The following is a 14594-nucleotide window of genomic DNA, read 5'->3' on the forward strand; positions in this document are numbered from 1 at the left end:
ACAGGCGCCCGGGACGCCCGCTGCCACCGGCTCACCATACCGGAGCGGCCTGCGGCCATCGCGCAGGCTCTGGTCGTCGCGACGGCCTGCCGGGGCCGCCTCAGCGGGCGTCGGCGGTCCGGGCCGGCAGCGTCTTGGGCAGCCAGGCCGGGCGGGTCCGCTCGAAGTCGGTGATCATCTGCTCGTGGCGCAGCGTGAGCCCGATGTCGTCCAGGCCCTCCATCAGCCGCCACCGCGTGTAGTCGTCGAGCTCGAAGCGGAAGGTCGCATCGCCGGCGTGCACCTGGCGGGATTCGAGGTCGACGGTCACCTCGGTGCCCGGTGCCTCCTCGAGGATCTTCCACAGCTGCTCGATGTCGTCCTGGGTGAGCACGCCCGCGACCAGGCCCTGCTTGCCGGCGTTGCCGCGGAAGATCTCCGCGAAGCGGGTCGAGAGCACGGCCTGGAAGCCGTAGTCGCGCAGCGCCCAGACGGCGTGCTCGCGGGAGGAGCCGGTGCCGAAGTCGGCGCCGGCGACCAGCACGGACCCCTTCGTGTACTCGGGGCGGTTCAGCACGAACTCGGGGTCGTTCGTGCGCCAGGCGTGGAACAGTCCGTCGTCGAAGCCGGTCTTGGTGACGCGCTTGAGGTAGACGGCCGGGATGATCTGATCGGTGTCGACGTTGCTGCGGCGCAGCGGCACGCCGATGCCGGTATGAGTGGTGAAGGCTTCCATCGGGGTGCTCCTGATCAGGCGACGGGCTGGAGGTCGGAGGACGCTGTCGGCGAGCCGAGGTCCGACGGGGACGAGAGCGTGCCGCGCACCGCGGTGGCGGCGGCCACCACCGGCGAGACCAGGTGGGTGCGCCCGCCCTTGCCCTGGCGCCCCTCGAAGTTGCGGTTGGAGGTGGAGGCGGCGCGCTCACCGGGGGCCAGCTGGTCCGGATTCATGCCCAGGCACATGGAGCAGCCGGCCTGGCGCCATTCGGCGCCGAAGGCTTCGAACACCTCGTCCAGACCCTCCTGCTCGGCCTGCAGTCGCACGCGGGCCGAGCCCGGCACCACCATGACGCGCACGTCGGGGTGCTTGTGCCGGCCCTCCAGGACGGAGGCGAAGGCGCGCAGATCCTCGATGCGGCCGTTGGTGCACGAACCCATGAACACCGTGTCGATCTTGATGTCCTTCAGCCGGGTGCCGGGCACCAGGTCCATGTACTCCAGGGCGCGCTCGGCCGCGTTGCGGGAGCTGTCGTCGGTGAAGTCCTCGGGGGCGGGGACGGCGGCCGACAGCGGCAGGCCCTGACCGGGGTTGGTGCCCCAGGTGACGAAGGGCTCGAGCTCGTCGGCGTCGATGACGACCTCGGAATCGAAGGTCGCGTCGTCCTCGGTGCGCAGCGCCTTCCAGGAGGCGACCGCTTCGTCCCAGTCGGCACCCTGCGGGGCGTGGGGGCGACCCCGGACGTACTCGACCGTGGTCTCGTCGGGCGCGATCATGCCCGCGCGGGCGCCGGCCTCGATGGACATGTTGCAGATGGTCATCCGGCCCTCCATCGAGAGCTCCCGGATCGCCTCGCCGCGGTACTCGAGCACGTAGCCCGCGCCGCCGCCGGTGCCGATCCTCGCGATCACCGCCAGGATGATGTCCTTCGCGGTCACGCCCGGCTTCAAGGACCCGTTCACGGTGACCGCCATGGTCTTGAACGGGGTCATCGGCAGGGTCTGGGTGGCGAGCACGTGCTCGACCTCGCTGGTGCCGATGCCGAAGGCCAGCGCGCCGAAGGCGCCGTGGGTCGAGGTGTGGGAGTCGCCGCACACGACGGTGATGCCGGGCATGGTCAGCCCCAGCTGCGGGCCGACCACGTGGACGATGCCCTGGTCCTTGTCGCCGAGGCTGTGGATGCGCACGCCGAACTCCTCCGCGTTGCGCCGCAGCGTGTCGATCTGGGTGCGCGAGGTGATGTCCGCGATCGGCTTCTCGATGTCGATCGTGGGCGTGTTGTGGTCCTCGGTGGCCAGGGTCTGGTCCAGGCGGCGCGGGGTGCGGCCCTCCTGGCGGAGCCCGTCGAAGGCCTGCGGACTGGTCACCTCGTGCAGGAGCTGGAGGTCGATGTACAGCAGGTCCGGTTCGCCGTTCTCACCGCGGCGCACCACGTGGTCCGCCCACACCTTCTCCGCGAGGGTCCCCGCCATGTCGATCCTTCCCTGCGCCCCTCGTGGGGACGCGTGCCGTCGACGCCCCGGTACGGGACATCTGCATGCTGCGTCGCGCTCGGGGTACGAGCACGTCACCATCCTGGGCCGGTCCACGATGCGGCGCACTTGCGTCTCACTGAATAAGACGGCAGTATCGGAGCATGGACAAGACCTCGGAGGAGAACGGCAGCGGCGTCGGTGTGCTCGACAAGGCGGCCGTCGTGCTCGGCGCCCTGGAGGCCGGGCCCGCGACCCTGGCCCAACTCGTGCAGTCGACCGGCCTGGCCCGCCCCACCGCACATCGGCTGGCCGTGGCGCTGGAGTACCACCATCTGGTCACCCGGGACATGCAGGGCCGCTTCATCCTGGGCCCGCGCCTGGGTGAGCTGGCCGCCGCCGCGGGCGAGGACCGGCTCCTGGCCGCCGCCGGCCCGGTGCTGGCCGCCCTGCGGGACCACACCGGCGAGTCCGCCCAGCTCTACCGCCGTCAGGGCGACCACCGCATCTGCGTGGCCGCCGCCGAGCGTCCGATCGGTCTGCGCGACTCCGTGCCGCTGGGGTCGGCGCTGACCATGCGGGCCGGCTCCGCGGCACAGATCCTGCTGGCCTGGGAGGAGCCCGATCGGCTGCACCGCGGTCTGCTCGGCGCCCGCTTCACCGCCACGCAGCTCTCCGCGGTGCGCCGCCGCGGCTGGGCGCAGTCCATCGGGGAGCGGGAACCGGGCGTGGGCTCCGTCTCCTCCCCGGTGCGCGGTCCCAACGGCCGGGTCGTCGCAGCGCTGAGCATCTCGGGGCCGATCGAGCGCATCACCCGTCAGCCCGGCCGCCTGCACGCCGCGTCCGTCATGAGCTCGGCGAACCACCTCACGGAGCTGCTGCGCCGCGCCGGCGCCTGAGACATCGAGCCGCAGCGCCCGTCGGGACAGCGGCCTTCGGGTCAGCGCCCTCCCGGCGCAGCGCTCGGCCAGATCATTCGCGCTCGATCCAGACCGGGGTGTTGGCGAAGCGGAGCACCGTGACCAGCTGGCGCGGCGCGGCGACCGGCTTGTCCGGCCCATGGATCCGCTCCCCCGCGACCACCATGATCGAGGCGTCCTCACTGGCGTGGACCAATTCCTTGGCGGTGCCCGAGGCGGCGATGGTCACGTCGGAGACCACGATGCTGGGATGGGACAGCGCGATCTGCTCCGCGGTGCGGGCGCGGATCGCCTCGGCCTCCTCGGCGGTGGTCTCGGCGCGCACCACGAGATGGATGTCCCGCTCGTAGGCCTCGGCGAGGTCCGCCGCACGGGTGACGACCTCGGCGGCCGTCTCGTGATGGACCAGGCCGATCGGCCCCTCGTGCTCGATATCCCCGCGCGCCACGACGACCGGGCAGTGCGAGCGGGCGGCCAGGGCGAGGGACTTGGATCCCACGATGAGGGTCAGCAGTCGACCCAGTCCCCGCCCGCCGACCACGATCACATCGGATTCGGCGCTCGCCTCGACCAGGACGGGCACGGCGCTGCCGTCGACGATCTCGGAGGTGATCGGCAGCTCGGGATGGTCGGCGCGCGCGATCTCCAGGGCGTCGTGGATCAGGCTGTGGGCGGCGTTGCGGATCCCGGAACCGGTCATCCCGGGGATCGGGTCGGTGTTCACGTCGAGCTCGGTCCACACGAAGGCGTGGATCAGGTGGAGGGTGCCGCCGACACGCTGCGCGTGGCGCGCCGCCCAGCGGACGGCGAGGTCGGACTCATCGGCATCGAAGACGCCCACGGTGATCCGCGGCGTCGTGCTCCGGGGCGACTGCGGTGTGGGGTGCGTCATGTCACGACGATACTCCGCGCGAGGGCATCGGGGCGGAGAAACAGAAAAGGAGCCGATGCCCCTGGCATCGACTCCTGTCCGTACCCCGTACCGGATTTGAACCGGTGTTACCGCCGTGAGAGGGCGACGTCCTGGGCCGCTAGACGAACGGGGCCCGCACGAGAATCGAGATTCTCGTGGTCGTACCCCGTACCGGATTTGAACCGGTGTTACCGCCGTGAGAGGGCGGCGTCCTGGGCCGCTAGACGAACGGGGCGCGGACCGCACGACGTCCGAGACGTCATGCAGAGCTGGGGTACCAGGACTCGAACCTAGAACGACGGTACCAGAAACCGCTGTGTTGCCAATTACACCATACCCCATGGTGACAGTACGTTTTCCGTGGTTCTCCCGAATCGCTCCCCGGTGGTTCCCGAGGGCTTTTCGGACTGATCCGCAGTTGCCGTACCGAGGTAAGACTCTACCGGGTCATCCCGCCCATGACAAAGCGAGAGGGCCCCTGGGCGCTGTGAGGCTGAGCACCTCGCCCCCCAGCGCCCGGAGCACTCAGGAACCGCTGGCGAGCCGGTCGCGCAGCGCGCGCAGCCGCGCCAGGCTCGAGGGCTTCCCGAGCAGCTCCATGGACTCGAACAGCGGCGGGGAGATGCGGCGACCGGAGACGGCGCTGCGCAGCGGTCCGAAGGCCAGCCGCGGCTTGATCCCCATGTCCTCGACGATCGCCTCCCGCAGGGCGGCCTCGAGAGCCCCGGCGGTGAAGGAGACCTCGGGCAGTGCGGCGACCTCGTCGATCGCCCGTTCGAGCACGCCGACAGGGTCGTCGCCGAGCTTCTTGAGGGCATCGTCGGTGACGACGAGGTCCTCGTCGGCGGTGAACAGGAAGCCCAGCAGGTCCGCCGCCTCCCCGAGCAGGTTCATGCGGGTCTGGACCAGCGGGGTGGCGGCGGCGACCAGGGAGCGCTGCTGCTCGGTGACGGTCTCCCCCAGCACCTCGGCCTGCTGGAGGTACGGGATCATGCGCTCGGCGAGCTCCGCCTCGGGCAGCAGACGGATGTGGTCGGCGTTGATCGCGGTGGCCTTCTTCAGATCCACGCGGGCGGGGTTGGGGTTCACGTCCTCGGCCGTGAAGCGCTCCACCAGCTGCTCGCGCGAGAAGATGTCCTCGTCGGCGCTGTATCCCCAGCCCAGCAGGGCGAGGTAGTTGACCATGCCCTCGGGGGTGAAACCCTGGTCGCGGTAGTGGAAGAGGTTCGCCTGGGGATCACGCTTGGAGAGCTTCTTGCTGCCCTCGCCCATGACGTAGGGCAGGTGTCCGAACTCGGGGACGTGCTCGGCGACCCCGATCTCGATCAGCGCCCGGTACAGGGCGATCTGACGGGGCGTGGAGGAGAGGATGTCCTCGCCGCGCAGCACATGGGTGATGCGCATGAGGGCGTCGTCGACAGGGTTGACGAGCGTGTACAGGGGCTGACCGTTCGCCCGCACCACCACGAAGTCCGGGGTGGAGCCGGCCTTGAAGGTGATCTCGCCGCGCACCAGATCGGTGAAGGAGAGGTCCTCCTCGGGCATGCGCAGCCGCCAGGTGGGCTCGCGGCCCTCGGCGCGGTAGGAGGCCTTCTGCTCCTCGGTGAGGTCGCGGTCGTAGCCGTCGTAGCCGAGCTGGGGGTCCCTTCCGGCATCGCGGTGGCGCTGCGCGATCTCCTCCGCGGTGGAGAAGGACTCGTAGATGTGGCCGGCCTCCTTCAGCTTCGCGATGACCTCCTGGTAGATGTCGGCGCGCTGGGACTGGCGGTAGGGGCCGTCGGGCCCGCCGACCTCGACACCTTCGTCCCAGTCGATTCCGAGCCAGCGCATCGCCTCCAACAGCTGGTCGTAGGACTCCTCGCTGTCGCGCGCGGCGTCGGTGTCCTCGATGCGGAAGACGAGCTTGCCGCCGTGGTGGCGGGCGTGCGCCCAGTTGAACAGGGCGGTGCGCACCATGCCCACGTGCGGAGTGCCGGTGGGGCTGGGGCAGAAGCGCACCCGCACCTCACCGGGCGAGGGCGAGGCGGCGGAGGTCGAGCTCGGGGTGGTGGTCACGCGGGGTGCTCCTGGGGTCGCAGGGGGTGGCAGATCGGGGCGGGGCGTCTCAGCGCCGCACGACGGGATTGGTCAGCGTGCCGATCCCCTCGATGGTGATGTCGATGCTCGATCCGGCCTCGACGGTGCGCACGCCGGCAGGAGTCCCGGTCAGGACCAGGTCGCCGGGCAGCAGGGTGACGACGGTGGAGATCTCGGCGATCAGCTCGGCGACCGAGCGGACCATGTCCGCGGTGGAGCCGTCCTGGGCGATCTCGCCGTCGACGCGTGAAGAGATCGACAGGCCGGAGGGGCCGGAGACATCGAGGTCCGTCTCGATCCAGGGTCCGATGGGGCAGGAGGTGTCGAAGGCCTTGGCGCGGAACCACTGGTTCTCCGCGCGCTGGGAGTCCCGGGCGGTGAGGTCGTTCGCGCAGGTGTACCCGAGGACCGCCTCGGGCACCTCCTCGGCGGAGATGTCCTTGGCCATCCGCTTCATGACCACGGCGAGCTCGGCCTCGAGGCTGACCTCCTGGCTGTACGGCGGGATCGCCACCGGGTCGCCGGGGCCCACGACGGTCGTGTTGGGCTTGAGGAAGAACAGCGCCTGATCGGGCACCTCGCCGCCCATCTCCGCGGCGTGCGCGGCGTAGTTGCGGCCGACGCACACCACCTTCGAGCGCGGGATGACCGGAGCCAGCAGGCGGACGTCCTGGAGCGGGACGATCGTGCCGGTCGGACGGATCTCTGTGTACAGGGGGTCACCGGTGATCCCATAGACCATGTCCTGGCCGTCCTTCTCCTGGACGATGCCGTACATGGGATCTTCGCCGGTGGTGAATCGGGCAATACGCATGGTCGACAGTCTAAGCGGTCGTCCCGCTCCGCATCCCCTGCCCATCGCCGGCGGGCAGCACGCAGGTCGACCACCGTCCCGGTCCTGGACACGCCGTACATCAGCCCATATGTTTGAACCCTCAACCACTCGGGAGGATCCCGACGACCAGGAGGTCCCCCAGAGCATGACGACCGCACCCCAGCACCCCACCTTCGGCCTGGACACCTTCGGCGACGTCACGGTCGATCTCGCCGGCGACCCGGTGCCGGCCGCCCAGGTGATCCGCGACATCGTGGCCCAGGGCGAGCTGGCCGACGCCGTGGGCGTCGACCACTTCTCCATCGGTGAGCACCACCGCCCCGACTTCGCCGTGAGCGCCCCCGACACGGTGCTGGCGGGCCTGGCCACCCGCACCGAGCGCATCACGCTCGGGACCGCGGTGACCGTGCTGAGCTCGGACGACCCGATCCGGGTCTTCGAGCGCTTCTCGACGCTGGACGCGCTCTCGGACGGTCGCGCCGAGCTGACGGTCGGACGGGGCTCGTTCACCGAGTCCTTCCCGCTGTTCGGCTTCGCGATGCAGGACTACGAGACCCTGTTCGAGGAGAAGCTGGACCTGCTCGCGGCGGTGCTCCCCCAGGATCCGGTCACCTGGTCCGGCAGCATCCGCCCGCCTCTGAAGGGCCAGTCGGTGTACCCCCGGATGGAGCGGACGCTGCCCACCTGGGTGGCCGTCGGAGGCAGCCCCAACTCGGTGGTGCGCGCGGCGCGATACCGCTTCCCGCTGATGCTCGCGATCATCGGAGGGCCCGCCCAGCGCTTCGCCCCGTACGTGGAGCTGTTCCACGAGGCGACCGAGAAACTCGGCCACGCACGTCTGCCGGTCGGCGTGCACTCCCCCGGTCACATCGCCGCGGACGATGCCACGGCGCGCGAGCAGCTGGCCCCGCACTGGATCCACAACCGCACCGAGATCGGTCGCGAGCGCGGCTGGGGACCGGCCGGCATCGATGAGTTCGACGCGGAGATGCAGCACGGCGCCCTGTACGTGGGCGGCCCCGAGACCGTGGCACAGAAGATCGCCGCGACGATCCGTGACCTCGGCATCGATCGCTTCGACCTCAAGTACGTCAGCGGCCCGATGCCGCACGAGCAGCTCATGGAGTCGATCCGCCTGTACGGCACCGAGGTGATCCCCCGGGTGCGCGAACTGCTGGCCGAGTGACCGCCGACAGGCGGCGCACCGCAAGTACGGCGGATCCCGCTTCGGCCGCGGGTGAGGATCGCCGCCCGGGCCTCACGCCTCGGTCGCCGGCAGCAGCATCGACCGGATGCGCAGCTCCGCCTCCCTGCGGGAGATCCCGTCGTAGAAGTCGCGCACCAGGGCATGGCCGAAGGTCGAATCCGGCACCAGGAGGGGCCGCTCCAGCCCACGGGTGATCACCTGCACGGGCACCGCGAACGGCTGCTCGTAGCCCGGGATCGCGGTGGCGAGCTGTCCGGCATAGTGCTCACGGTGCGCGGGGTCCTCGTAGTGTTCGGCATAGTCGAGGTAGCCGGCCTCGCTCACGGCGGCCCAGGGCCCGTACTCGAGCGTGATCTGCTCCCCCGTGATCGGAAGGGAGAGGATCGCGCGCAGGAAACAGTCGATGCCCTCGCCCCGCTCGATCAGGCACAGGTCGTCGGTGGTCCGGGCGTGAAAGCGGCGGGCGTGCGTGTCCAGCTCCAGGTACGGATCCGGTCGGTGGAACCCGAGGGCCGGCCACGGGCTGGCGGCGCTCCCGTCGGTGCCGTGGTGGTGCTCCCCGCAGTACGCGCAGTCGAAATCTATGCCGGCCATCTCTGATGCTCCTCACCGGTCACGGCGGTCACTCTCTGATGCGCCTCACCGTAGGGATGCAGGAGTCGCGGGCGCTCGGCGCGCGGCCCCGCTGTGGACGCGCAGCCGCTGAGGAGGAAGGACGGCCCGCCTCGTAGGATGGGTCGGGCCGATCGACGGATCGTGCCCTACCTCGACCTGCGCCAGGAGGCCGCCGTGAGCACCTCGACCCTCACCGCTGAACCGCACCTGGTCTCCGCCCAGAAGGCCACCCGAGCACGGCAGGCGCACGAGCAGCGGGCCGACGCCCTGACCGCGGGTCATCGCGAGCGCAAGGCCCGGGGCGAGAAGCATCCGGTCGAGGACTTCCTGTTCACCTACTACCCCTTCTCCCCCGCGAAGCTGCGCCGCTGGCATCCGGGGTGGGAGGTCGCCTACGACGCGGCGGCCGACCTCGATGCGCACGGAGGACCGGTCATCACCGACCTCGACGCCGCAGGGCACCGCTCCTGGTACCGGGACGTTCCCGCGGGAACGTCCACCGGGCACCGGGTGATCGCGCGGCGGGCGGATGTCGAGCGGTACCGGCGCGAGCGCGCCGACGCCCTGTCGTTCATGACGCGGCTGCTCTCGGCGTCCGCACTCGGCAGCCGCCGGCCGCAGTTCGGCTGCTTCGGGCTGCACGAGTGGGCGATGGTCCACCGGCTCCGCCCTGGCCAGCAGCGCCACGAGGATCTGCCGCTGCGGCTCTCGCAGAGCGAGACCGATGCCGTCGTCGAGCGGGAGAAGCTGGTGTGCTCGCACCTGGACGCCTTCCGCTTCTTCACGCCGACGGCCGCTCCGCGCAATGCCCTGCAGCCCACCCGTGAGCGGCAGGTCGAGTTCGACAACCCCGCGTGTCTGCATGTGGGCATGGATCTGTACAAGTGGGCGATGAAGCTGACCCCTCTGGTGCCCTCGGCTCTGGTGCTGGACTGCTTCGAGCACGCCCGGGAGACGCGGGTGCTGGATATGGAGGCGAGCCCCTACGACGTGCGGGACCTCGGCTACGGGATGGTCCCGATCGAGACGGCGTCGGGGAAGGCCGAGTACGTGCGCCGGCAGCGGGCTCTGACCGAGAGGGCCGACGTGCTGCGCGCTCAGCTCCTGGACGTCCTCGCGCCGCTGATCGACGGCACCGCCGGATGAGTGGGGACCGGGGGCAGGTGCTCTACACCGCGCAGTACCTGCTCTGGCTGCGGATCTGTCAGGCGGTCGCACTCTGCCTCGCCGCCATGATGCTTCTCGGCACGTTCGCCCTCGTCACCGTGCTGTCGTTCGCCGTTGCGGAGTCCGTCGTGGGGTACGTCGTGGCAGGGCTCGTCCTCATGCTCGGCGCAGCGTTCCTCGTGCTCCTGCTCGCCTCCGGGGTGCGCAGCCTGCGCATGCTGATGTCAGTGACCACGAAGGGGATCGAGGTGCGCGGCTTTCTGCGCGACCACCGGGTCCCCTGGGAGCAGGTCATGCGCGTCGAGACCAGCGGGCACTGGTACTGGCGTCGCGCCACCTCCATCGTCACGGCCGACGGCACCTGCATCGTCCCGATCATCACGGCGCATCAGAACCTCATCTTCCGCGGTGAGCCGTACGACGCGACGGCCCGGGACCCGCGGATCCCGCAGCTGCCCACCCGCATCGCGATCGACGCCCACCGGCGATTCCTGCGCGGAGAGTTCTCCCACTGATCGCCGCGCCGGCGCGACACGGATCCGCATGTCAGAGGACATTTTCGACGAATCCGACTGATTTCGTCCGCCTCCCGTGAGCGCCCGCCCCCGTGCTCCACACTGTGGTGGTCATCGCGCCGGGGCACCGTCGTCCCGTCGCTTCACGAGAGAACAGGAGCGCTCGGTGCTCATCCTCCACACCACGATCGCCATCGTCGGGATCGTGGCCCTCATCCTCAGGGCGAAGGTCGACCCGGTGATCGCCCTGATCATCGGCTCGCTCTACCTCGGCCTCGCCACCGGAGTCGGCTTCACCGGCACCGTCACGGCGATCACGGGCGGGTTCGGCGACATCATGGCCGAGGTCGGTCTGCTGATCGGCTTCGGGGTCCTCATCGGCTCCCTGCTCCACGCGATGGGGGCGTTCCAGAAGATGGTGACCCTGCTCGTCGACGGCGTCGGCGGGCGTCGACTGCCCTACGCCCTGACGGCGGCGATGTCGACCGTGTTCCCGGCGATCTACGTGGATGTGCAGGTCGTCCTGGCCGCCCCGGTGGTGCGCTCGGCGGGTCCGATGATCGGGCGACGGGGACTGCCGCTCATGGCCGGAGCGCTGGGGACCGGGATCTTCGCTGGCTACGTCTTCGTGGTGCCGGGGCTGGCCGCCGTCTCCATCGCCGGCCTCATGGGCATCCCGCTGGGCACCTGGATCCTCTACGGCATCGTCCTCGGGCCGCTGACCGCGATTCTCACCACCTTGGTGTTCCGCCAGATCCTCCGCAGCGGCTTCTGGAGGCCGGCCGTCGACGAGCCCGTCGAGAAGACGGTCGCTCCCGGCGAGGAGGCCCGCAGTGAGGAGGACGGCGAGGGGACGGAGCCGCCGGAGAAGCAGCGGAGCACGACGCCGCCGCTGGTGGTGTGCCTCCTGCCGATCCTGGTGCCGCTGCTGATGATCGGCGGCGGGGCCTTCGCCAAGCTGTTCGGCGTCACCCACGATGCCATCTCGTTCCTCGGCGACGCGAACATCGCGCTCTTCGTCGGCCTGCTCGGCGCCTATCTGCTGTGCCGCCGCGCCCTGGGGTCCGAGGGCACGAACCGCGCGCTCGGCGAGGGCTTCCACACCACCGGCGAGATCCTGCTGATCACGGGGATCGGTGGATCGCTGGGCGCCGTCATCGCGGAGACCGGCCTCGATGAGATCCTGGCCGGCCTGTTCACCGCCGACGCCGGAGCCCCGGTGCTCGTGAGCATCCTGCTGGCCTGGGTGATCGCCGCGGTGCTCCACCTCGCGATCGGATCCGTCTCCGTGGCGGCGATCGCCGCGGCCGGCATCATCGGGCCGGTCCTCGGCTCGATCGACGTCTCCCCCATTGCGATCGGACTGGCCGTGGCCTCCGGCGCCATGTTCGCCCTCCAGGTCAACAGCAACTTCTTCTGGATGTTCAAGTCACTGGTCGGGCTGAGCACCCAGGGCACCCTGAAGACGCTCACCCTGGTCACCGCCCTCGGCTCCGTCATATCCCTCCCCCTGGTGATGGTGGTGGGCCTTCTCGCCTGATCACGGCACTCCTCACGGCCGGATCATCGCCTCCCCCTGGCAGACTGGTCCCATGCCGATCCTGACGCCGTTCCTGCCCGAGACCGCCTCCGCCGACGGACAGGATGCGATCGTCGACGGCTTCATGGACGCCCAGGAGTCCGTCGGCCGCACCCTGTACCCGCACCAGGAAGAGGCGCTGCTGGCGATCGCGGCCGGCGACCACGTGATCGCTGCGACCCCCACCGGGTCCGGGAAGACCACGATCGCCTACTCCGCGCTCTTCGCCGCCATGGCCCGCGGCCAGCGCTCGTACTACACCGCGCCGATCAAGGCGCTGGTCTCCGAGAAGTTCTTCGACCTCGTCGCGCAGTTCGGCGCCGAGAACGTGGGCATGATGACCGGGGACTCGAGCGTGAATCACGATGCACCGATCATCGTGTGCACCGCCGAGATCTTCGCCAACCATGCCCTGCGCGACGGCCCCACCTCGGACGTCGGCCTGGCGGTGATGGACGAGTTCCACTTCTACGGGGACTCCCAGCGCGGTTGGGCCTGGCAGGTACCGCTCGTCGAGCTGCTCGACTGCCAGTTCGTGCTGATGAGCGCGACCCTCGGGGACGTGTCCTTCTTCGTCGAGGACCTGGAGCAGAGGACGGAACGCGCCGTCAGCGTCATCGACGACGCCCCCCGCCCGGTGCCCCTGGACTTCCGCTGGTCGCTCGAGCCCTTGCCGGAGACGATCACGACGATCCTGCAGGATCGCGACGCCCCGGTCTACATCGTCCACTTCACCCAGAAGGACGCCCTGGAGCAGGCTCAGGCGCTGCTCGCCCAGAAGGTCCTCACCGCCGAGGAGAAGGTGCAGATCCGGGAGATCATCGGAGACTTCCGCTTCTCCCGCGGGTTCGGACAGATCCTGTCCAAGCTCGTCCGCGAGGGCATCGGCGTCCATCACGCCGGGATGCTGCCGAAGTACCGGCGCCTGGTCGAGAAGCTGGCCCAGTCCGGGCTGCTGAAGATCATCTGCGGCACCGACACGCTCGGCGTCGGCATCAACGTGCCCATCCGCACGGTACTGCTGACGGGACTCGCGAAGTTCGACGGCTCCAGGACCCGCCTGCTGAACGCCCGCGAGTTCCACCAGATCGCCGGCCGTGCGGGCCGCGCCGGATTCGACACGATCGGCCACGTCGTCGTCCAGGCGCCGACCTGGACCATCGATCTCGAGCGGGAGCGGGCCAAGCTCCGGGCCCGGGAGGAGGCCGGGAAGGTCTCCAACAACGCCAAGAAGCGCAAGAAAGAGCCCAAGCCCAAGATCCCCGACGGCGCGGTGACCTGGTCCGAGGCCAACATGACCAAGCTGGTCGAGAACGCTCCCGAGTCCCTGCGCCCCCATCTGAAGATCACCGCGGGCATGGAGCTGGCGCTGATCTCCCGGCCCGGTGACGCCATCGCCGCGGGGCGCCACCTGATCATGACCAGCCACCAGACCCGCACCCAGAAGCTGGCGCTGGTCAAGGATGCGCTGGCGATCCTCAAGGGGCTGCGGGACGCCGAGATCATCGAGGTGCTGCCCGAGCCCGACCACCTCGGCCGACGGCTCGCGCTGGTCGAGGATCTCCAGCTGGACTTCACGATGAACCAGCCGCTGGCACCCTTCGCGATCGCGATGATCGACACCCTCGACGAGGAGTCGGAGTCGCTGACGATGGACACCGTCTCGATCATCGAGGCGATCCTCGAGGACCCGCGCCAGATCCTGATGGCGCAGCAGAATGCCGCCAAGGGCGAGCTGCTGGCCGAGCTGAAGGCCGACGGCGTCGAGTACACCGAGCGCATGGCCCAGCTCGACGAGGTCACCTGGCCCAAGCCGCTCGAGGATGATCTGGAGGCCGCTCTGGAGATCTATGCGAAGACCCGTCCGTGGGTGCGGGTCGAGGACCTCTCCCCCAAGTCGGTGGTCCGGGAGATCCACGAGACCGGCCAGACCTTCTCCGAGTTCGTCCAGCGCTACGGGCTGCAGCGCTCCGAGGGCATCGTGCTGCGGTATCTCTCCGACGCCTACCAGGCGCTGCGGCGCACGATCCCCCAGGACCTGCGCACCGAGGAGCTCGAGGACCTCATCGAATGGCTCGGGGTGCTGGTGCGCGGCATCGACTCCTCCCTGCTGGACGAGTGGGAGGCGCTCTCGCATCCCGAGGACGCGGAGACCGACGGAGCCAGCGAGATCCGCCCGAGCTCCCCCCGCGGGCTGTCCGCGCAGACCAAGGTGCTGCGCACCATGGTGCGCGCAGCCATGTGGCAGCGCGTGGAGCACTTCGCCTTCGAACGCGAGCAGCGTCTGGCCGAGCTGGACGGGGACTCCGGCTGGGATCGTCCGGCGTGGGCGGAGGCGATGGACGCCTACTACGACTCCTATGACGACGTGGGCATCGACGGCCCGGCACGCTCACCGCAGCTGTTGCAGATCACGGAGGAGTCGAAGCTCTGGCGGATCCGTCAGGTGCTCGCCGACCCGGAGGGCAATCACGACTGGGCGATCGAGGCGGAGCTCGACCTCGAGGCCACCGACGAGGCCGGGGAGCCGGTCCTCACCATCGTCCACGTCGGCGACATCGCCGACCGCTGAGCCGTCCGGGGCCTCACCCCGGCGGG

General features: G+C 69.9%; 12 protein-coding genes and 3 tRNA genes. 6 read left to right on the plus strand and 9 right to left on the minus strand.

The features are described from left to right. Nucleotides 1-100: 100 nt before the first annotated feature. Nucleotides 101-715, minus strand: a complete 615-nt coding sequence (gene leuD / locus JOF44_RS04185; RefSeq protein WP_209887755.1) for a 3-isopropylmalate dehydratase small subunit — start codon at nucleotides 713-715, stop codon at nucleotides 101-103. 14 nt (nucleotides 716-729) lie between these two features. Continuing rightward, entirely contained in the window at nucleotides 730-2169 is a 1440-nt protein-coding gene (leuC, locus tag JOF44_RS04190; protein WP_209887758.1) for a 3-isopropylmalate dehydratase large subunit, read from the minus strand. A 164-nt stretch (nucleotides 2170-2333) separates the two neighbouring features. On the opposite strand from leuC, the gene JOF44_RS04195 reads away from it, so the two are divergent. After that, nucleotides 2334-3068: an IclR family transcriptional regulator gene (locus tag JOF44_RS04195; RefSeq protein ID WP_209887760.1), complete on the plus strand. Its 735-nt coding sequence runs from the start codon at nucleotides 2334-2336 to the stop codon at nucleotides 3066-3068. 73 nt (nucleotides 3069-3141) lie between these two features. Here JOF44_RS04195 and JOF44_RS04200 read toward each other — a convergent pair whose 3' ends face one another. The 6 genes from JOF44_RS04200 to JOF44_RS04225 form a co-directional block, all read right to left on the minus strand. Then, complete coding sequence (locus JOF44_RS04200) at nucleotides 3142-3981, minus strand: universal stress protein (RefSeq protein ID WP_209887762.1); 840 nt, start codon at nucleotides 3979-3981, stop codon at nucleotides 3142-3144. An 81-nt stretch (nucleotides 3982-4062) separates the two neighbouring features. Next, nucleotides 4063-4135, minus strand: a tRNA-Glu gene (locus tag JOF44_RS04205). Nucleotides 4136-4164: 29 nt separating this feature from the next. Beyond that, nucleotides 4165-4237 (minus strand) — tRNA-Glu (locus JOF44_RS04210). Nucleotides 4238-4271: 34 nt separating this feature from the next. Next, nucleotides 4272-4343 (minus strand) — tRNA-Gln (locus JOF44_RS04215). A 184-nt stretch (nucleotides 4344-4527) separates the two neighbouring features. Then, on the minus strand, nucleotides 4528-6057 hold the full coding sequence (gene gltX / locus JOF44_RS04220) for a glutamate--tRNA ligase (RefSeq protein ID WP_209887764.1): 1530 nt from the start codon (nucleotides 6055-6057) through the stop codon (nucleotides 4528-4530). 49 nt (nucleotides 6058-6106) lie between these two features. Beyond that, nucleotides 6107-6892: a fumarylacetoacetate hydrolase family protein gene (locus JOF44_RS04225; protein ID WP_209887766.1), complete on the minus strand. Its 786-nt coding sequence runs from the start codon at nucleotides 6890-6892 to the stop codon at nucleotides 6107-6109. 166 nt (nucleotides 6893-7058) lie between these two features. Here JOF44_RS04225 and JOF44_RS04230 point away from each other — a divergent pair, with 166 nt between their 5' ends. Beyond that, nucleotides 7059-8099, plus strand: coding sequence for an LLM class flavin-dependent oxidoreductase (locus JOF44_RS04230; RefSeq protein WP_209887768.1), 1041 nt, complete (start codon nucleotides 7059-7061; stop codon nucleotides 8097-8099). Between the two features lie 72 nt (nucleotides 8100-8171). Here JOF44_RS04230 and JOF44_RS04235 read toward each other — a convergent pair whose 3' ends face one another. Then, on the minus strand, nucleotides 8172-8714 hold the full coding sequence (locus JOF44_RS04235; protein WP_209887770.1) for a DUF2199 domain-containing protein: 543 nt from the start codon (nucleotides 8712-8714) through the stop codon (nucleotides 8172-8174). Nucleotides 8715-8909: 195 nt separating this feature from the next. Here JOF44_RS04235 and JOF44_RS04240 point away from each other — a divergent pair, with 195 nt between their 5' ends. From JOF44_RS04240 to JOF44_RS04255, 4 genes are all read left to right on the plus strand, one after another. Further along, a complete protein-coding gene (locus JOF44_RS04240; protein WP_209887773.1) occupies nucleotides 8910-9881 on the plus strand; it encodes a 3-methyladenine DNA glycosylase in 972 nt (323 codons plus the stop codon). Next, complete coding sequence (locus JOF44_RS04245; RefSeq protein WP_209887776.1) at nucleotides 9878-10417, plus strand: PH domain-containing protein; 540 nt, start codon at nucleotides 9878-9880, stop codon at nucleotides 10415-10417. The genes JOF44_RS04240 and JOF44_RS04245 overlap by 4 nt, the downstream gene beginning before the upstream one ends. A 166-nt stretch (nucleotides 10418-10583) precedes the next feature. Continuing rightward, nucleotides 10584-11957: a GntP family permease gene (locus JOF44_RS04250; protein ID WP_209887779.1), complete on the plus strand. Its 1374-nt coding sequence runs from the start codon at nucleotides 10584-10586 to the stop codon at nucleotides 11955-11957. Between the two features lie 52 nt (nucleotides 11958-12009). Then, nucleotides 12010-14568, plus strand: coding sequence for a DEAD/DEAH box helicase (locus JOF44_RS04255; RefSeq protein ID WP_209887782.1), 2559 nt, complete (start codon nucleotides 12010-12012; stop codon nucleotides 14566-14568). Nucleotides 14569-14594 lie beyond the last annotated feature (26 nt).

Origin of the sequence: Brachybacterium fresconis (genome assembly GCF_017876515.1) — a bacterium.
GTDB lineage: Bacteria > Actinomycetota > Actinomycetes > Actinomycetales > Dermabacteraceae > Brachybacterium > Brachybacterium fresconis.

What these genes read in the sequence shown, in the direction of transcription:
- leuD (WP_209887755.1), bottom strand. Translation starts at nt 715, where the DNA reads ATGGAAGCCTTCACCACTCATACCGGCATCGGCGTGCCGCTGCGCCGC.
- leuC (WP_209887758.1), bottom strand. Translation starts at nt 2,169, where the DNA reads ATGGCGGGGACCCTCGCGGAGAAGGTGTGGGCGGACCACGTGGTGCGC.
- JOF44_RS04195 (WP_209887760.1), top strand. Translation starts at nt 2,334, where the DNA reads ATGGACAAGACCTCGGAGGAGAACGGCAGCGGCGTCGGTGTGCTCGAC.
- JOF44_RS04200 (WP_209887762.1), bottom strand. Translation starts at nt 3,981, where the DNA reads ATGACGCACCCCACACCGCAGTCGCCCCGGAGCACGACGCCGCGGATC.
- JOF44_RS04225 (WP_209887766.1), bottom strand. Translation starts at nt 6,892, where the DNA reads ATGCGTATTGCCCGATTCACCACCGGCGAAGATCCCATGTACGGCATC.
- JOF44_RS04230 (WP_209887768.1), top strand. Translation starts at nt 7,059, where the DNA reads ATGACGACCGCACCCCAGCACCCCACCTTCGGCCTGGACACCTTCGGC.
- JOF44_RS04235 (WP_209887770.1), bottom strand. Translation starts at nt 8,714, where the DNA reads ATGGCCGGCATAGATTTCGACTGCGCGTACTGCGGGGAGCACCACCAC.
- JOF44_RS04245 (WP_209887776.1), top strand. Translation starts at nt 9,878, where the DNA reads ATGAGTGGGGACCGGGGGCAGGTGCTCTACACCGCGCAGTACCTGCTC.
- JOF44_RS04255 (WP_209887782.1), top strand. Translation starts at nt 12,010, where the DNA reads ATGCCGATCCTGACGCCGTTCCTGCCCGAGACCGCCTCCGCCGACGGA.